General features: G+C 37.8%; 19 protein-coding genes. 17 read left to right on the forward strand and 2 right to left on the reverse strand.

Going from position 1 to position 19163, the window contains the following annotated elements:
- Positions 1 to 66 precede the first annotated feature (66 nt).
- From ACZ41W_RS11130 to ACZ41W_RS11150, 5 genes are all read left to right on the forward strand, one after another.
- Entirely contained in the window at positions 67 to 1398 is a 1332-nt protein-coding gene (locus tag ACZ41W_RS11130) for a dipeptidase (RefSeq protein WP_464312052.1), read from the forward strand.
- A 198-nt stretch (positions 1399 to 1596) separates the two neighbouring features.
- Positions 1597 to 2232, forward strand: coding sequence for a PAQR family membrane homeostasis protein TrhA (gene trhA, locus ACZ41W_RS11135; protein WP_464312053.1), 636 nt, complete (start codon positions 1597 to 1599; stop codon positions 2230 to 2232).
- A gap of 273 nt (positions 2233 to 2505) precedes the next feature.
- Positions 2506 to 3309: a CHAD domain-containing protein gene (locus ACZ41W_RS11140; RefSeq protein ID WP_464312054.1), complete on the forward strand. Its 804-nt coding sequence runs from the start codon at positions 2506 to 2508 to the stop codon at positions 3307 to 3309.
- A 110-nt stretch (positions 3310 to 3419) separates the two neighbouring features.
- Positions 3420 to 3902, forward strand: a complete 483-nt coding sequence (locus ACZ41W_RS11145) for a COG2426 family protein (RefSeq protein ID WP_464312055.1) — start codon at positions 3420 to 3422, stop codon at positions 3900 to 3902.
- 21 nt (positions 3903 to 3923) lie between these two features.
- Positions 3924 to 4580, forward strand: coding sequence for a GntR family transcriptional regulator (locus ACZ41W_RS11150; protein WP_464312056.1), 657 nt, complete (start codon positions 3924 to 3926; stop codon positions 4578 to 4580).
- A 118-nt stretch (positions 4581 to 4698) separates the two neighbouring features.
- On the opposite strand, the gene ACZ41W_RS11155 is transcribed toward ACZ41W_RS11150, so the two are convergent.
- Positions 4699 to 5397 carry a coenzyme F420-0:L-glutamate ligase gene (locus ACZ41W_RS11155; RefSeq protein ID WP_464312057.1) on the reverse strand — a complete coding sequence of 233 codons (699 nt, stop codon included), beginning with the start codon at positions 5395 to 5397 and terminating at the stop codon, positions 4699 to 4701.
- Between the two features lie 269 nt (positions 5398 to 5666).
- On the opposite strand from ACZ41W_RS11155, the gene ACZ41W_RS11160 reads away from it, so the two are divergent.
- From ACZ41W_RS11160 to ACZ41W_RS11200, 9 genes are all read left to right on the forward strand, one after another.
- Positions 5667 to 6380, forward strand: coding sequence for a hypothetical protein (locus tag ACZ41W_RS11160; RefSeq protein ID WP_464312058.1), 714 nt, complete (start codon positions 5667 to 5669; stop codon positions 6378 to 6380).
- A gap of 133 nt (positions 6381 to 6513) precedes the next feature.
- On the forward strand, positions 6514 to 7845 hold the full coding sequence (locus ACZ41W_RS11165) for a sensor histidine kinase (RefSeq protein ID WP_464312059.1): 1332 nt from the start codon (positions 6514 to 6516) through the stop codon (positions 7843 to 7845).
- 259 nt (positions 7846 to 8104) lie between these two features.
- On the forward strand, positions 8105 to 8830 hold the full coding sequence (locus ACZ41W_RS11170) for a pseudouridine synthase (RefSeq protein ID WP_464312060.1): 726 nt from the start codon (positions 8105 to 8107) through the stop codon (positions 8828 to 8830).
- Positions 8831 to 8945: 115 nt separating this feature from the next.
- Positions 8946 to 10004: a metal ABC transporter solute-binding protein, Zn/Mn family gene (locus ACZ41W_RS11175; RefSeq protein WP_464312061.1), complete on the forward strand. Its 1059-nt coding sequence runs from the start codon at positions 8946 to 8948 to the stop codon at positions 10002 to 10004.
- Positions 9997 to 10692, forward strand: a complete 696-nt coding sequence (locus ACZ41W_RS11180; RefSeq protein ID WP_464312062.1) for a metal ABC transporter ATP-binding protein — start codon at positions 9997 to 9999, stop codon at positions 10690 to 10692. The genes ACZ41W_RS11175 and ACZ41W_RS11180 overlap by 8 nt, the downstream gene beginning before the upstream one ends.
- The gene (locus ACZ41W_RS11185) at positions 10685 to 11506 is read left to right on the forward strand and encodes a metal ABC transporter permease (RefSeq protein ID WP_464312063.1); all 822 of its coding nucleotides are present in this window, start codon (positions 10685 to 10687) and stop codon (positions 11504 to 11506) included. Before ACZ41W_RS11180 ends, ACZ41W_RS11185 begins: the two co-directional genes overlap by 8 nt.
- A 2-nt stretch (positions 11507 to 11508) precedes the next feature.
- On the forward strand, positions 11509 to 11961 hold the full coding sequence (locus ACZ41W_RS11190) for a Fur family transcriptional regulator (RefSeq protein ID WP_464312064.1): 453 nt from the start codon (positions 11509 to 11511) through the stop codon (positions 11959 to 11961).
- 96 nt (positions 11962 to 12057) lie between these two features.
- On the forward strand, positions 12058 to 13296 hold the full coding sequence (locus ACZ41W_RS11195; protein WP_464312065.1) for a DHHW family protein: 1239 nt from the start codon (positions 12058 to 12060) through the stop codon (positions 13294 to 13296).
- Between the two features lie 16 nt (positions 13297 to 13312).
- A complete protein-coding gene (locus ACZ41W_RS11200) occupies positions 13313 to 14704 on the forward strand; it encodes an MBOAT family O-acyltransferase (RefSeq protein ID WP_464312066.1) in 1392 nt (463 codons plus the stop codon).
- A gap of 109 nt (positions 14705 to 14813) precedes the next feature.
- On the opposite strand, the gene ACZ41W_RS11205 is transcribed toward ACZ41W_RS11200, so the two are convergent.
- Positions 14814 to 16346: a CAP-associated domain-containing protein gene (locus tag ACZ41W_RS11205; RefSeq protein WP_464312067.1), complete on the reverse strand. Its 1533-nt coding sequence runs from the start codon at positions 16344 to 16346 to the stop codon at positions 14814 to 14816.
- Between the two features lie 276 nt (positions 16347 to 16622).
- Between ACZ41W_RS11205 and ACZ41W_RS11210 the strand changes: the two genes are divergently transcribed.
- From ACZ41W_RS11210 to ACZ41W_RS11220, 3 genes are all read left to right on the forward strand, one after another.
- Entirely contained in the window at positions 16623 to 17996 is a 1374-nt protein-coding gene (locus ACZ41W_RS11210) for an MATE family efflux transporter (protein WP_464312068.1), read from the forward strand.
- 131 nt (positions 17997 to 18127) lie between these two features.
- Positions 18128 to 18598 (forward strand): hypothetical protein, encoded by a 471-nt coding sequence (locus ACZ41W_RS11215; protein ID WP_464312069.1) that lies wholly within the window; start codon positions 18128 to 18130, stop codon positions 18596 to 18598.
- 111 nt (positions 18599 to 18709) lie between these two features.
- Positions 18710 to 19141 (forward strand): hypothetical protein, encoded by a 432-nt coding sequence (locus tag ACZ41W_RS11220; RefSeq protein ID WP_464312070.1) that lies wholly within the window; start codon positions 18710 to 18712, stop codon positions 19139 to 19141.
- Positions 19142 to 19163 lie beyond the last annotated feature (22 nt).

The raw sequence follows: 19163 nt of genomic DNA on the forward strand, positions 1-19163 counted from the left end.
GAATCTTTGCAATCGGACCTGAGGAACATGTTATAATGAAGGCGAGAAACTGATAGGAGGTTCATTATGAAAACCGACACATATTGTGCAATTGACTGTCACAACGATACTCTAATGAAGATAGTAGATCCATTTTCACTCATCCCCATTTATGATATAGGTGAAGAGACGCCTTTTCATATTGATTTACCCAAATTTGAAAAAAGCCCTGTCTCCCTTGCGTATTTTGCCTCCTTTTGTGAGGGGAGTGAGACCCCAAACGAAAGCCTAAATAAACTGCTTGCGGGCATTCATGCCCTTGAGTATACAGAGAAAATTCACGCATCTCGCTTTAAAATATGTCGAAGCATTGGTGAGATTGAAGAAGGACTTAAGATGCAACAATCTATGGCCATTCCAACGATTGAAGGAAATTACGCTTTGACGCCATCCAATTATCAAGGACTTTTGAGGCAGTTTCGAGACCTTGGAGTTCGCGTCATCGCGCCTGTTTGGAATTACTCAAATCTCATCTGTGACGGGACGCTTGAACAGTTTTACCCCAATCTACCGGGAAACAATGGACTGACGGAAATGGGAAGAGATTTTGTCACATGCATGAATGACCTATCCCTGTTAATCGACGTGTCACACATGAGTGAAAAATCGTTCTGGGATGTCGTACAGATGAGCAAACATCCTATTTTAGCCAGTCATTCAGGTGTTTCAGCAATTAAGCCTCATGTTCGAAATCTCACAGACGATCAAATTAAGGCCATTGCAGAAATGGGGGGTGTGGTCAACATCGTCTATTGTCGATCATTTCTAGGCGAAGAACCTGTAACGGTAGAAACTGTCGTGAATCATATTGACTACGTCGTTCAGCTCGTTGGAGATGACTATGTCGGATTGGGATCTGATTTTGATGGAGCGGGCATGCCAGATGGTATTGAGGATATTTCTGATGTGTCAAAAATCATTGAAGAAATGAAGTCACGCGGATACACGTATGAACGTTTAAATAAAATCCTATGGGATAACAATTATCGACTTTTGAAGACGAGTTTTGAAAAAAATGCGCATCACCAAGCGATGTCTGTTCAATTTAAAGAGCCAATGAACACAGAAAAATATGGAGAAGATATCGTCTTATCCTGTCATTTAAATTTTGAAGAGTGGGATATTTCAAAAGGACGGACAGATTCAAATGATGCTGAAGATTCTTTCGGCTTGGTGTGTCTGGTGAATGGGCAAAAAGTGAAAGGTACATTAGATGAAGTCACTCAAAATTTTACAGTATCCTTTTCAAAATATCAGGAAGATTCGACTCTTACGCTCCGATATGACGTCGTAACACTAGAAAAGATGACAACAAGCGGAGTGCGTCAATATGCAACTCAGATTATATCTATTGAGTAATCAAACACATATTAGAGTCATGATACTCACATTAGAGTCATCAGTACTCATTCTTTATGGGATTCTATAAAATTCTCAAAAAATACAAGATTATAACAAATAGGTATTGAAATTATAGCCTCTATGTGATATATTATCTTTAATAGATAATGTAGTTATCAATACTACATTGATGACGTAGTTGAAAAGAGGGAGCTTATGAGAGAACCAATTAATACCATTACACATTTAATAGGCGCAGGATTTGGCTTGATTGCACTGATTGCCATGATTGCCAATGCCGTTATTAAGCACAACATGACCTATTTTATCGGAGGCGTTATTTTTGGAGTGAGTTTAATTCTTCTATATAGTGCATCTTCGATTTATCATTGGTTCAAAGGATCTGAAAAAACCATAAAACGTTTAAGAAAAATGGATCACTCCATGATTTTTGTGCTAATCGCAGGAACATATACCCCTATTTGTCTGACGGTTTTAAAAGGGCAACAAGGTTGGATTCTCCTGGGTCTCGTTTGGGGATTAGCGCTTATTGGAACCGTTTCAAAAATTTTATTTATCAATATGCCACGATGGTTATCCGCAGGAATGTATCTATTTTTAGGCTGGTTAAGTCTAATTTTCATCGTTCCTATTTTTAAGGCTTTACCAACAGGCGGTTTTATTTGGTTGGTAGCTGGAGGTCTTTTATACACAGTGGGATCGATTTTTTATGCGACCAAATCCACTCGTATTAAAATTGGAAATTTTGGTTTTCATGAAATTTTTCATCTCTTTATCTTGGCGGGAAGCCTTTCCCATTTTATCCTTGTAAATAGTTATATCTTTATATAGACATAGGCGATTGAACACAAAATCTAAATCCCAGTTCATTGTTTTCTAATTTGATGTTGAACCTTCACTGTACCATCACTGCGATGTGATTGGCACGATGAAGGTTTTTTTCTTTGAAATGAGAAACCACTATAACAAAAGGATTCGCTTAATGGTATAATAAGTTCAATATACGAACACAACATACGAGAACAACATACGAGAACAACAGATGAGCACAATATAAAGAACGATTTAAAATGACTCAATATAAAAATTCAGTGGAGGTGTCAAATGGAAATCATCCGACAACTGTTAACCGAAATAGATCAGCAGCAAGATAAAATGATTCAAAGTGGATTTGATCACGAATCCATTCATCACTATCGCGAATCCATTCGAAAACTGCGCGCAATCCTATTTTTCTTCAAGGATTACATACAAGCTAAGGCGTATATTGATTCGGATTTAATGAGTAAATATTTTTTCAATTTAACATCTCTTATCCGAGAGATTGACGTATTTGAAAATGGTTATGTTGATTGTATGTCCTCTACCACACGTCATCGCCTCAATGAGTTGAAAACAAGCGTCAGACAAGAAATGATAGCAGCGTTTCAAATTCCATACAGTGACTATTACACTCGATTTTCTGATTTAAACATCGTGTTTGCTGATTGTGATGCGTCCGTAAATCCATTCGATCATCCAACGGACATTACGTTAACGACGATGATTCAAAAAAGCCACTTGGATTTGTTAAATGAATTCATCCAGTTAGATGAAAGTCAATTCTCTGAAGAAAAATACATCCACAGAAAGCGAATGTTGGCTAAAAAATGGGTGTATGCCTATGAGATGTTCCCAAGCTATTTTACCAAGCTGAAATTGTTAATTGAACCTTTGACACACTTTCAAAGTGAAGCAAAGCGTTTGCATGACATCTGCGTCGATTTGAGATTTGTCGGTCAGTTTAAACTGGATGATCCGATGTTGTTGAATCAATTAGTAGAGGACTATACGTTGTTTTCAGTTAGAGCAAAACAAGCTTATGCAAATACTTGCGAGGTCATATCAAAGCTTGAGTTATTGGGTTAACCTTACACGGATTCGATTATTTTTATAGTAGAGCAGCGCGTCAAGTATATGATATACTATAAGCGAAACCGCATCATATCACCATAAATCACACATAGTTAGGATATAAAATGGATTGGATTATAAGTTTATTAAAAATAGTATCAATAGAGTTTAAAACAGCCATGCTCGCGGCTGTACCCATAATAGAATTAAGAGGGGCAATTCCCATTGGCATTGCAAACGGACTCGCACCGATTCATTCTTTCATTGTCAGCTTTCTAGGGAGCATGCTTCCAGTTCCAATTTTACTTCTTGGGATTCGTCCTGTGTTTAAATTCATCAGTCAAAAAGCTATTTTTAAGAAAATGGTCGACCATCTCAGCATGAGAAGTTTAAAAAAGAGCGACAAAATCATTAAGTACGGATTTTGGGGACTCCTTATATTCGTAGCGATACCACTTCCTGGAACGGGTGTATGGAGTGGAACATTGGCAGCGGTCTTGTTAGATCTTCGATTTAAAACAGCATTTCCAGCGATTCTCATCGGCAATTTTATTGCAGGAATCTTAATTGTAACATTGAGTCATGGCATTATAAACGGATTATTCTAGTGAAAAGAGGATTAAGTTGTGATGGATAAAGAGTCAGTTGAAGTTTTAAATGGTAAGACATCTCGCTATGAAAAAATTGCATTAGACATTGCCTACAGCATATTAAATGACGAGTGGAAAGTTGGAGAAATCATCAAAGGTCGTTCCACACTTTCAGGTAAATACAGTGTGTCTCCAGAGACCATTCGGCGGGCACTTAAATTACTGGAAGAGCTGACAGTCGTTGAAGTAATTGAGAAAAAAGGAATCCTCATCAAGTCCAAAATTGCAGCGGAAGGTTTTATTAAAGAACACCATTCAAAAGATCGCATTTTATCCCTTAGAGAAGATATTAGTAAGATGATTGATGAAAAACGAGTGATTGAAGATACTGTACTTGAGCGTTTGGACACGTTAATTGAACAGGCTTTAATCATGAAGCACGTGGGGATCATTCATCCTTTAGAGTTTAAAATTCCAGAAGACAGTCATCTCATTGGAAAATCCATTGGTGAAGTCAAATTCTGGGCAGCAACAGGTGCGACGATTATCGGGATTAATCGAAATGGTCAACTTATTTTATCGCCAGGCCCTAAAATGAGCTTTTTCGAAGGCGACATCATCTATTATGTGGGAAATGCCTCTGAAAATATCGAACGCATTGAAAAATATGTCGTTAAAAAATCACACGAACTCTAAAACTGGGGAATCTACAATCAACACCCTTTAATCGAATACTTGTAAACGTAAAAAAACCTGCGAAATGCAGGTTTTATTTTTTGTGCTCTGAATGGACGTATCCAAATTGTCAGTTCATCTAAATTTTGCGGATAATACCAAGTGGTGTTTGTTCTTGATCTTGGCCAAGTGGATTGTCCTTTAAGATGCGAACGAGTAATTTTTTATCGATTGATGGGTGTGATACGCCTAAAATTTCACCATCTAAGTCGTTGATATCAACAATAGCAACGAGTGCACCATTTAAAGAAGCACTGATCTCTTTTGCGACTTGATCCGGCTGATCTGGACCGAGTACAACGTATTGATTATAAGGTGGCAACGTGTTAGGTGTCGGGCCATCAATAGATTTGGCTTTATACCCTGCAATATCGTAAAACACCCCTTTTTTTCCCAAAAGTTTCGTAACTGCACTTGCTGCAGACGCATAAAGAATTCTCGGAATACCGCATTCTCTGAGTGCCATCTCCATCGTTTCTGGCATACCAAGACCGATTCCAGCAGGTGTTTTTGTAACAAATTTTGCCAATAAATGCGCTAATTTTCTAGGACGAATGTCTTTAAGAGGGATAGCGCGACCTTGAGTAATGGCAACGATTTTCTCCGTTACAAACAAAATATCTCCTTCTGTTAAATGCTCAGCTGCATACTTTTGAATCACTGGAATCAAAAGGTCTTCTCGCATAATCACATGTGTCTTAATTGGAATGCGAAGAAATGATTGTTGGTCTATTTGAACTTCAGGATGTTTCACTTTTTTTGAGCTGCTTTCACTCATAATTGCCTCCAGAACTTGATTTTTCTCAATGAGATTATTTTTTCACTCTATTATATCACTTGATATATGATTAAAAAACATTTTTTACAAACAACTTACTTGACTGATGCAAGTTGTCAGGTTATAATATTGACAACTTCATATCTGTTGATAAGTTGTCAGATGGAATAGCAAAATTAACCGTTAGAGATACCCGATAAATCGTACCCGATTAAACAAACCCGATAAATCGTACCTGTTAGAAAATGCCCTTTAGAAAGGAGGCTACTATGATTTTGAATCAAGGATATGTCATTAAGAGAAAGGCGAACACCCGTCAAATTGAGCCGTATACGATGCAATATGTAAATGAAGATGGACTTGATCAAGTGATGAGGCTACAAAACCTTGTGTATGAGAAACTTCCGAACAAAGACATCTTGTATCGCGATTCAAAAGAAGACATGTTAGCCGACCTTGTGTCAGGAGGCAAAATAATTGGTGTTTTTAATTCAAAAGAACAACTCATTGCTTATCGATATATAAGTTTTCCTGGAAATGAATCGAGAAATTTGGGACATGATATTCATCTAGAGTCGTCAGAACTCACGAAAGTAGTTCACCTTGAAACAACACTTGTCGACCCTGAGTATCGAGGTAATCGACTGCAATCTTTGACGCTTGAGAAAGTGATGGAAATCATTGAACCTTACCAAATGGAACATGTATTTTGTACTGTTTCACCGTTTAATTTTTTCAGCCTCTACAACATCATGTCTTCTGGACTAAAAATAGAAGCGCTCAAACAAAAATATGGGACTCCCGGACTTTGGCGGTTTATTTTACATAAAGATTTAAAAAAGGAATCCATTATCGATTCAAAAAGTGGTCATAGCATTCAAATGAATAATATTCAAGATCAACGGGCGTTAATCGATCGTGGATTTGTCGGTTATCATCTCGAAAAAGAATCGCAGTGTATACAATACGCGCGCCTTTGTTAATAAAAGAAAGACTTTCTATTTCTATATTCCTCCAACACTACTTGCTCTTATTTCGAAAGAAATGAGAGTTTTTTCTTTTTTGTGGTATAGGTTAAACATCTTAGAAAATTTTATACATTGCCCGGAGGCATTTATGAATAAGATGAATGAGGAGATTCAGTTTGAGGCTCTATCGGATCCTTTATCTGAATCGAAAAGAAAAATGGATAAACAACAGAATTTTTTAGATATGTTAATGAAAATGACGAAACTGTTATCGGAGTTAACGCCAGTCAATTATCACGAAGTCGTTTTTTGGACTTTAAAGGCGGTTGGCGAGTACTTTGATGTGGATAGAACCTATTTAATTGAACTCAATGACGACAATCAAACCATTACATGTACGCATGAATGGATTCGGAATACAGAAGAAATTCAATCGATGAACATCAAAAACGTCTCATACAAATCGGTTGAAGATTGGTTACGAATGATAAGAGATGCACGTGTGATGTGTTTTCAGAGAATGGAAGACATCAATGACAGTATTTTTCGAGAGATTTATCAACTACAAGGAACACAATCTGTTTTAACAATTCCTTTAATAAATCAAAATACCTGCATTGGAATTATAGGACTTGATGCAATTTATCACCCTTGTATATGGCATACAGAAACGATAGAAATGGCACAAATGATTTCACTGCTTTTATTAGAGGCAAAGGTGAAGAGTGATTACATCCAAAAATATCAAGTAGCCATTCGACAAACTGAGCTCGTCAAGTTAACTGAGACCAACTATTTGTCCAATCTTAGCAGAGAAATTCAACCGTCGATTCAGAGGATTTTGGAAACATTTGAAGTGCTAAAAACAATCGATATGGCACATCCAGCAGATGATTATGTCGCTGCTACCGAACGGTATTTTAAAACGCTACTTGAACCAATGAGTAATTTAATGGAGTTTGCCAATATTCAAAAAGGCATGATGCAAGTAAACAATGAACCGTTTAATTTGACGAATTTGATGGATGAGATGAAGCTGTACCTAGAGCCTCTTGCGGTAGAAAAAGGATTAAAGACCACGATATCAATTGAGTCGAATCTACCCGAACAGGCCAAGGGAGATGAAGCGAAACTGAAACACATTTTAACGAATACACTGAAAAATGCCGTGAAATATACGGAAACGGGTGTTGTGGAAGTTCAAGTTTTATATCAAAAAATAGATGTCGATCACTTTGATTTAATGTTGGTTATAAGGGATACTGGCATTGGAATGTCTGATGAGCAAGTGAAATGTATCAATCGGATCACACTTCATCTAGATGAAGAGGCCTCAGAATGTCGAGAAGGTATTGGACTGGGATTAACAGTAGCGAAGGTGATGGCAGAAATGTTAAATGGGTCCTTGACAGTTGCTTCAACATTAGGGGTTGGTACAATAGTTTATGTTCAGTTACCTCTTATGTCGACGAAGTATTGAAACAAACGCCTCTTATTGATATGATAAACGTAAAACAAATGTGACTTGAAAGTTGTTTTTAGTTTAGATAGACTAGAAAATTGCATAATTCTTATATGTGAGAATCGAGTTCTAATTTATTAGAATCGAGTTCTAATTTATTAGAATCTCAATTTTTGAAATGCCGTGATTGAGCCATTTTAAATTTATCAATACATGATTTTCACACTGAAAAGGTAATTATGCAATTTCCACAGATCAATAACGAAGAGGAAAAAACATGAGATTAAACCAATTTATTAGCGCGTCTGGATTTTGTTCAAGACGTCAAGCCGATGCACTTATTTTACAAAAAAGGGTAAAGGTTAACGGGAAAGTAGCAGATATTGGAACACAAGTAGCTGAACAAGATCGGGTTGAAGTCGATGGCAAGCGCATTGTAAGTAAAAAACAGCATGTTTACTTAGCGTTTAACAAACCGGTCGGTGTGACTTGCACCACGGAAAGACATGTTAAAGGAAACATCATCGACTACATCAACTATCCAGAGCGCATTTTTCCTGTTGGAAGGTTGGATAAAGACTCTGAAGGCTTGATTATACTGACGAGCGATGGCAATATTGTCAATGAAATTCTCAGAGAAGAGAATCAACATGAGAAAGAATACGTGGTGACAATCGACGGGAAGATCACCCCGGATTTTGTTGAAAAGATGTCACAAGGAATTACGATTTACAACCCGGTTAAGAAAAAGCATGAAAAGACCAAGCCATGCAAAGTGAGAAAAATAGATGCGACAACTATTAGCATCGTCCTATCTCAAGGCTTAAACCGCCAAATACGTCGAATGTGTGAAGCGTTAGGTTACCAAGTTGTTTCTTTAAAGCGCGTGCGCCTGATGAACTTACAACTCGGACATCTGAAAGTGGGGAAATGGAAAAAACTTAGCCCAGAAGAAGTACAGCAACTCATTCAAAAAAAGGGTTCAAATTCACCAAAATCGTGATATAATAAACGCAAATGCAAATCAATTGCATTTGCGTTTTTAATTTTTAATACAGCGTTAACGATAGAAGATAAATGATTGACGACAACTGATGGGATTCAAGGAGGAATGTTAGATGAAAATGAAACGATTTGTAGCTTATTTTACCCTATTTGTGATGATGGGATCCTTAATGGGATGTCAGTCACTGGGTGCCCAGATAGATTCCAATGCTTCCTCAAATGCCATTGTTGAAGAAGAGAAAGATGCATCTGCGCTCACGGTCATCGCCACTCTTTTTCCTCAATATGATTTTGCAAGACAAATTGGTGGAAAATATGTCAATGTATCACTCATTATTCCGAGTGGTGTTGAACCACATTCATTTGAGCCGACACCAAAGGACATTTTAACCATAAAAGAATCTCAGTTGTTTTTGTATACAAATGAGTTAATGGAGCCGTGGGCACATGAACTCGTGAAAGACAAGTCAGATATGCAAGCAAAAGTAGTTGATCTGAGTTCGGGGATTACGTTATTGAAAAGTACGCATGTTCATGTTCACGAGGATGAAGCTGAAGGTGAACATGAGGATGCAGGTGAACATGAGGATGTAGGTGAACATGAGGATGTAGATGAAGACGAGCATTTGGAGGGGGAATACGACCCACATTACTGGCTAGATCCAACAAACGCCGTTGTAATGGTGCAAACCATTACTCAGAATCTCACTGAAATGATGCCGTCTCAACAAGCATACTTTGAAGCAAATGCAGAGGCATTAATCTCTCAATTACAGGATCTAGATCAGACATTTATAGAGACCTTTCAGAAAACGGATTCAAAGACCATTTTATCAGGAGGCCATTTTGCTTTCGGATACTTTGCTCAGCACTACGGACTGGATCACCTTTCGCCATATGAAGGATTTTCTCCCAATGCAGAACCTACTGCAAAAAACATGGGAGTTCTTATAGAGACGATTGAACACACTCAAGCAAAGGCGATATTTTATGAGGAATTAATCGACCCGAAAGTTGCCAATATTCTTTCTGAAGAAGCAGATGTCGAGCTATTGTTGTTGCACGGCGCACACAATGTTTCGAAAGATGAGTTGAAACAAGGAATCACTTATATTGACATCATGAAAGGAAATTTGGAAAGATTAAAAAAAGGATTGGGATATCATGAATAAACAAATTACAGTACAATCATTATCCGTAAAATACGGGAATAATCGGATACTTAATGATGTTTCGTTAAGTATTGAACGCGGTGATTACATCGGCATCGTCGGCGCAAATGGCTCGGGAAAAACGACGTTTGTTAAGGCGATCTTAGGTCTGATTCCGATAGAAAGTGGGACGATTTCGTATCAAAATGAACAGGTTAGAAAGGGGTATTTGCCTCAAGTTGTTTTGACAAACGATCGGTTATTTCCTGCTGTGGTCAAAGAAATAGTAGGCGTTGGGTTGCTGTCGACGATGAACTTCCCCAAAATTCTCAAAAAGCAACATCACGAGAAAATTGATGAAATTTTAAATAAGTTAGACATTTACGCGCTTAAAAACAAGCGTATTGGCGATCTTTCAGGTGGTCAGCAACAGAGGGTTTTACTAGCAAGAGCGCTTGTCAATCAACCAGAATTATTGATATTGGATGAACCTACGAGTGCCCTAGACCCCAAAGTGAGAGATGAGTTTTATCAGTTGATTAACCAGATCAATCTAGAGGATCAAACGACGATTTTACTGGTCTCTCATGACGTAGACAGCGTTAAAAAGTTTGCAAAAAAAATAATGGTGATGGACCGTGACGTGTTATTTTTCGACGATGTGTCAAAGTATACCAGTCATCATCAAAGAGGAGGCAACCATGAGTGATTGGATGCACGTCATTACAGATGTTTTTCAATACAGTTTTATGCAGCGAGCGCTCATTGTAGGAATCCTAATTGCTATTTCCAGTTCCATGTTAGGGGTTTTTCTCGTGCTTAAAAAATTTTCGATGATTGGAGATGGATTGGCACACGTGAGCTTTGCCACTGTAGCAATTGCACTATTACTCAATCAATCCTCTTTAATTGTGTCGATTCCCGTCGTCATGTTGGCATCGATCTTAATTCTTAAGATGAATGAGAGTGCATCTGTTTATGGAGATGCGGCAATTGGGCTTGTATCCTCATTTTCAGTTGCACTAGGTATATTGATTACCAGCGTATCACAGGGCTTTAATGTGGATTTGTTTAGTTTTATGTTTGGAAGTATTCTCGTGATTGGTGAAATTGATGTTTGGTTATCATTAATTTTGTCTGCAATTGTGGTATTTACCATTGTATTTTTTTACCATGATTTATTTGCAGTGACATATGATGAAGCATTTGCAAAGGTTATAGGGATTAAAACGAAGAGAATGAATTATTTAATTGCCATGTTAACAGCCATAACGATTGTGCTGGGTATTCGTGCAGTGGGTACGATGTTGATCTCTAGTATGATTATTTTTCCCGCTGTGACCGCGCTTCAATTTTCCCGTAATTTCAAGTGGACAATTGCCATTGCGACCTTTGTTTCTTTAATTTCTGTTGTAGTGGGAATTATTGGGTCATATTGGATGGATTGGCCGTCAGGAGCAAGTATCGTCATGGTGAATGCCGTATTTTTCACAGGTGCTTTTATTTATAAATTAGCGAGGTGATGATGATGAAGCCGAAGAAACGTGACGTAACCGCTATTTTTAAAGCGCATCACATCAAAAGTACAAAGCAAAGAAAACTGGTTTTTGACTATTTAGAACGTTCAGAACATCCAGTGACAGCTGAAGTCATTTACCGAGAACTGAGAGAGCAGTATCCTTTGGAAGATACCATGAACTTATCTACGGTTTATCGCATACTCGACGTGTTTGTGAAAAGTCAATTAGTTGACAAAAAGGTGTATGGCCTCGAAAATTGTTCTACTTATGAAATGCGCTCCAATGAACACAAACATCACTTAGTCTGTGTTAAATGTCATAAGATTACAGTGCTAAATGGCTGTCCACTTAAGGGATATGATGAAGCGGTTCGAACAGAAACACAGTATCGAATTTTGGAACATCGTTTAGAATTGTTTGGCATCTGCCCAGATTGCCAAAAATCAGATTGTTACTAACTTGTTAATACTTTCTGTGGTTGATTTTTAATAGGTCGAATGGTAGTATAAATAAGTGTATCTACTTATCAAACGATGATTTAAAAAGGTGAAATAATGAAATTGGATCGATTAAAATCAATAATTTTTGCTACGATACTCGTGGCAGTAGGCATTCTCAATATGGGTCTTCATACCAATCTTGAAACCTCAAAAAGTGAAAATAGACCCCTTCAAACAAAGCCTGAACTCAGTGTTCATGGTTTTTTTAAAGAGAAGTTAACCAGTCAAATCGACGCATATCTCAACGATCAGTTTATGTTTCGAGATCAAATGATTGAAGCATCAAAAGTATTTGAATCTGTAAGAGGATTTAAAACGGATGTTCAAGTTCAAACGGTAAGCGGTGATAACATGGCAGGTGCTTCACCTGAAATGGAGGATTCATCAAAGATTGCCAATGGAGCGGGGATCCAAATTAACTATTTTATTTTAGAGGATCATGCTTTTAGAAGTTTTAAGAAAAATGAACCTTCTGAGATTTCTTATGCACAAGCAATTAGTGATTTTGCAAAAGAAAATCCCAATGTCCAAGTTTTCAGTTTGGTCGCACCCACTCAAGCATCTTATGTAACGGGGAAATATCAATCCTTTACAGATAATCCAAGCGAATCGATTCAACGCATTGAAGCGTTAATGGACCCAAGTGTCCACTTTGTCAATACTGTGGATGTATTATGGAAACATCAACGCGAGTACACCTTTTTCAACACGGATCATCACTGGAATGGACTAGGCGCTTATTATGGCTATGTGACTTTCTGTGAAGCAAAGGGCATTGAACCTATTGCTTTAGAGGCATTTGAAAAACTTGAAATAAAAGATTTTGTCGGTACCTTTTATTCTATGACGAATAACGAGGCCGTTAAGGCGTTTCCAGATACGATTGAGGCTTATCTACCTCTATATCCTGTTACGATGACGCGTTCCTATATGGATGAAAATAAAAAGGTGACGACGCTGGATCCAGTCCCTTATGCGATTTCTAAAAAATTAATGGGGGAGACACCTTCTTATGGCGTATTCCTCGGTGGTGATGCATCTGTCGCTGTCCTAGAGACGGAATCTGATGCTGTTTCTGGGAAAGTTCTTGTTGTAAAAGATTCTTATGGAAATGCGTTTTCACCTTATTTAACGAATCATTATCAACAGGTTCACATCATTGATCCTAGATATTGGCAAGGAAGTTTAAAGGCTTATATTGAGGAACATGCAATTGAAGATGTTATCTTTATCAACAATGCAGATATTACGCTTTATGATGTGTATGATGAAATGTTGAGAAAAGTATTTTAGTTTAGGGGAGAAAAAAATGGTCTTTTCCAGTTTATCGTTTTTATATTATTTTTTACCACTGCTGCTCATTCTCTATTACTCTGTTCCTTCGAGAAAGTTTAAAAATGGGATTCTTATTTTCTTCTCACTGGTATTTTACGGATGGGGAGAACCTATTTGGATTTCACTGATGATTTTCAGTTCCATCGTCGATTATACGTGTGGCCAGATCATTCATCGAAATTTTAATAATAAGTTTCGCTATGTGGGATTAATTGCATCGCTTACAATTAATTTAGGTCTTCTAGGCTTTTTTAAATACTATGGATTTCTCATCGAAAATTTAAATTTTGCCTTTTCAATGAATTTGCCTTACAAGAGCATCGCACTTCCAATTGGAATTTCCTTTTATACATTCCAAACGTTGTCTTATACAATCGACGTATTTAGAGGTGAGGCAAAAGTTCAAAATAGTTTTATGAAGTTTTTATTATTCGTCTCCTTATTTCCTCAACTGGTGGCAGGTCCAATTGTTCGTTATGTAGATGTCGCTGAAGAGATTGAAAATAGAAAAGAAACGTTTTCGCTTTTCAGTCAAGGGGTTTCGAGATTTTGTCTAGGTCTTGCGAAAAAGGTTATCATCGCCAATACCGCGGGGCAACTATCTGGATATTATTTAAATGGAGATTTTTCAAATTTAACTGTCGTAGGTTCTTGGATTGGCATTTTGTTATATGCCTTCCAAATTTACTTTGATTTCTCTGGATATTCAGACATGGCCATTGGACTTGGAAAAATGTTCGGTTTTAACTTTAAAGAAAACTTTAATTATCCTTACATTTCAAAATCCGCATCCGAATTTTGGCGGAGATGGCATATGTCATTGGGTTCATTCTTCAGAGATTATGTCTATATTCCACTCGGAGGCAATCGCCACCACCACCTTCGCAATATTTTTGTCGTATGGTTTTTAACGGGATTGTGGCACGGAGCGAGTTGGAATTTCATCTTTTGGGGCGTGTATTACGGACTTCTCATTTTCATCGAAAGAAAATTCTTGGATCAAGTGTTTGCGAAATTGCCTGCAATTTTTAGCCATTTATACTTAATCGTAGCAGTGCTTGTGGGATGGGTATTTTTCTATTTTACCGATTTCTCAAAAGTACTCGATTATTTACAAATCATGTTTGGATTTGCTGGAGCGCCTGTCATTGACATGCTCACGTGGATTCACATCAAGAGTAACCTGTTCTTCTTAATCTTTGCATCATTGGTGTCAACGCCAATTATTTCAAAGGTCTTGAGAAAATTTGCCAAAGAAACGCACATTGAACATTTGCGCTTGATTGCAGATATCGTCTTCTTGATTTTAGCGACGATTCTTATGGTTGGTCAATCCTACAATCCATTTTTGTATTTTAGATTTTAAACACAATAAAATAACGGTTCACACTCCGATGAGTTGATGCTCAAAGGGATGTGAACCGTTTTTATTTTAAGATCTCATTATAATCAGATTTCGTTATACCCTAAGGTCGTTAAGGTCTTAAAAAGTTCTGAGTATAATAAATTTTATAGTCGCCTCCAAAATAGACGCCAACTCCGAGAAAATCAAAATTTCCAATGAGATTGGCCTTATGACCAGGAGAGTTGACCCAACCACAATGCGCAGAAAATGCATTGAGGTATCCAGCGGCGATATTCTCAGCAGAAGAACGGAAATTGAGACCTGCAGCGGTTATGCGATCGTAAAATTGATACCCACTTGGATTTTTATGATCGAAGAATTTTCGGATGGCCATGTCTTTGCTGTGATTTCTCGCTACGTTGGAAAGGCTCTCATGTCCAGTAAATACTTTGAGATTTTGCTCGGTGCGATAGACGTTTGCCAAATCAAGAATTTGTCTTTCGTAGGAAAGTCTGAGTTCATCCGTGAGTGCCCCATAATGGCTTTTCATTTTTTCTTCTGTCGTGCGATTGATGATTTTCACGGCAAAACTCTTACCGCCATTGGATTGATCAAAATAAGCGGTGATATAGACTTGATCATATAAATAGAGTGCGCTTTCACTGTCGTTAATCTGAGCATACGAAGTTGAACCTTTTGAAATAAAGTCCAGTGGTGCGCCATATCGTGTCGTCATTTCAGATTTAGTGCTGCCAAGTGCAATGCCTTCAATGAGATTAGAAGTGGCATATATTGCAACGACTTGATTGTTTTCGACGCCAATCATGTAATAATTTTTATAATTGTTGTGAAAAACAAGCCATTTAAATCCATACTCACTACTGTCTTCACGAATCGGTTGACCGGAAAGTTTAAGCGCATCTGCAAGCGACATGCCAATGGTAATGCCCTTGATGTTCATACTTTTCGTCGTACTAGGTGTTGTAGGTGTTGTTCCACTTAGAACGCCGAGCTTTGTCAATAACTTATAGGTGACGGCAGCTGCTTCTGCGCGTTTTGATTCATTGAGTGGACGAAACGTTTGATCCTCTTTGTATCCAGTGATAATGCCAAGTGCCACGGCGATGACGGCTTGTTCACGATACATTTCGGATACGGTTGCCATATCACTAAGGGATTGTCTTGCTTTTTCGAGTTCTGTTTCACTAGGTTTTGCGCTACTGAGTAAAAAGGCATTCGCGACGATGCTGGCCATTTCTTCGCGCGTAATGGGCTGGTCGAGCGACTTCTCGGTCAATCCACCATATTCTAAATCCGAGATGAGTTTGAGATTCAAGGCGGATTCCACAAATGGCGTCCCCCAATATTCACCTTGAAGTGGACTGCGTTTGTCCGCTTTGAGGGCATTGACGACGATGGCGATAAACTCAATGCGTTTAATCGACTCTTCCGGTAGGAAGCGTCCATCAGAGTAGCCGTTGATGACGCCAAGCGGCTTAAGCGTATCGATATAAGATTTTGCCCAATGATTTTCTACATCTATAAATGAGTTGGTATCAGCGAACTGAATAGGTACGATGCTGGATAGTAGAAGTGTTAAACAGAGTAGCCAGGCTGTTTTCAATTGAAATTTTAAGGGGAATCTAGTAAGCTTTTTTGACACTATTGGATCTCCTTTTCATAATAGAAGTAACACTAACATTATAAACCAAAGAGATGACGAATACATTACAAATTGGTGATAAATCGAAGTCATTTTCACTAAACTGGAAAGTGGCAAGATGCAATTTTTATTAATATTTAGTTGCCCTAAATAAATAGCTTTGCTATAATGAAACCGATTGTAAATGAAAAGAGAGCAATAGCTCGGTTTACACGATGATATGATGGATGTATACATAATCGAGAGATATAATCGACGAAAGTTAAGGGGAAAAAGATGAGCGATCAAAAGATAGATTTAACCCAGGGACCTATTTTTAATGGATTGTTAAAAATGGCCATACCCATTATGGGGACGAGCTTTATTCAAATGGCCTATAATTTAACGGACATGTTTTGGATCGGTTTCTTGGGATCCAATGCAGTTGCAGCTGTGGGGATTGCAGGCTTTTTTATGTGGTTATCTCAGGCCTTTATTATGCTGAGTAAAACGGGTACTGAGATTCGAGTGGCACAGGCTACCGGAGCTAAAGATCATGCATTAGCAGAGCGTATTGCACGTGCAGGTATCGATGTGACCGCTATTATAGCACTATTTTATGGAGGCGTCATCATCGCGTTTCGTTCACCAATTATCGCTTTTTTTAACACGAAAAGTGCATCAGTTGACCAAATGACGCTTGACTACTTGGTCGTTGTTTGTCTTGGAATGCTTTTTCCATTTTGTAACCAAGTACTCACAGGTGTGTTTAATGGTCGTGGCGACAGTAAAACGCCTTTTAAGTATAATGCAGTTGGATTAGTGGTCAACATCGTTTTAGACCCAGTTTTAATCTTCGGATTTGGTCCGGTTCCAGAGATGGGCGTATTGGGCGCTGCTTTGGCGACGGTTTTTGCTCAAATGGTGGTTTTTTTATTTTTTATATACAATATCCGATTCAAGCACGTATTGTTTCAGCATTTCACATTTTTTAAAAAGTTTGCGATTCGGGATATACTGGATCTATTTAAAATTGGCTGGCCGCCTGCGATTCAAAGTGCATTGTTTACGCTGATATCCATCGTGATTGCACGCATTATAGCCGAGTATGGAGCACTACCAATTGCCGTGCAAAAGGTGGGCTCACAAATTGAATCCATTTCATGGATGACGGCTTCGGGTTTTGCCGTTGCTCTAGGGGCTTTTGTGGGGCAAAATTATGGTGCAAAACAGTATCGCAGAGTGGTTGAAGGGTATCGAACGGCGATTAAAACTGCGATTATTCTTGGAATTTTTAATACAGTCCTCTTGTTTTTTGGAGCAAAATGGCTGTTTATGATTTTTGTTAGAGAGCCAGATGCCATTGCCTTAGGAGTGGATTATCTGAAGATTCTCGCGTTGTCACAGCTTTTTATGTGCATTGAAATCACCTCTTCTGGAGCTTTTAACGGCATTGGAAAGACAGAACCTGCAGCAATTACCAGCATCATCTTTAATTTACTGAGAATTCCCATGGCGCTGTATTTTAGCAAGATGACATTTTTAGGACTCAATGGTATTTGGTGGAGTATTACCATTAGCAGCATATTCAAGGGAATCATCGTCTACATTTGGTTTGGTTTAATTGTTAAGACAAAACCCGAATTTGATTTAAATGAGGTCAATTGTTAAAACCATGCGTGGAGTTATTTCGAATCATTAAAATGAATATTAATAAAACGTACGATATTGTTAACATGGATTTTATTGTATTTGCAACTGTTCTATGGTATTTTTAACACATGAATTTCAAGGAGTTAAAGATGAACATAGAAAGATTTAAATCGGTAAGTCCAAATGGATTTTCACCGTTAGATATTATATTAGAATGGAAACGCGACGGTGTCGTGATGCATCATGGTAATGAGCTGAGTATGAACATTATCAAGCAAAACGGCAAATTAACATGCCCAGATGAAAGTGTGGATAAAGTCGTGATCGATTGTATTTCCAAACTTGACGATGGTCTTTCATCCATCATTCGAGAAGCGAGACGCATCTTGAAAAAAGATGGTCGGTTGTTCATTTCTATAGAAGAAAAAACGACGACGTTTTCATTTTGGGGAAAGTTTCTTCAAAAATGGAATGATAAAAGCCTTGTCGATCAGATCGCCGAGATGATCTCAGATGAAGGACTCTTAATCGATAAAAATTTTATTGTAGATGGGTCTAAAATCTATCTTGAAATCGTCAAACTTGAAAGTGAATATTTAAAGAAGAAAATCAGAATGTAAGGAATTCTTGTAGATTTAAGAATTTACTGTAGATTTAAGAGTTTCTTGTTGATGTAGAAAGTTGTTGTTTGTGATACAATAAGACAAAATTGTTCGTTCATCGAGGGCCTTATGTGTGAAAAAAGTAATTTGCAGTTTCTATATCAATGGAAAATATTAGCTGAAGATAAGCAGGCAAAGGATGACGCTTGTTTTTTTGAGACTGAAAAGGTCCTGTATGAAATCGGAATTCGAACGCGTGTTGAAAAACGAGTGGATGAAGATGGCAAGGGCGATGGAGAGGGTTATTTACTGTTGGTGCCTTTAAAAGATTTTGAAGTGGCATATGCGCTATATTCAGGCGAAGTCAAGCGCGTGATAACAGAGCCTAAGGAAACGTATCATGTTTTTGAAGATGATCTGTCCTATAAAAACAAGAATTTATATCGCAATCGATATGAGAACTTAGTATGCAAACGCAACAGCAGACGGTATCTGTATTTAGGAATTGCCATAGCAATCATGCTTTTTTTGCTCAAAACGATGAGTCACTTTTTTATATAATCGAAGGAATAAAGCCATTAAA

The organism is Fusibacter fontis, from assembly GCF_055378735.1.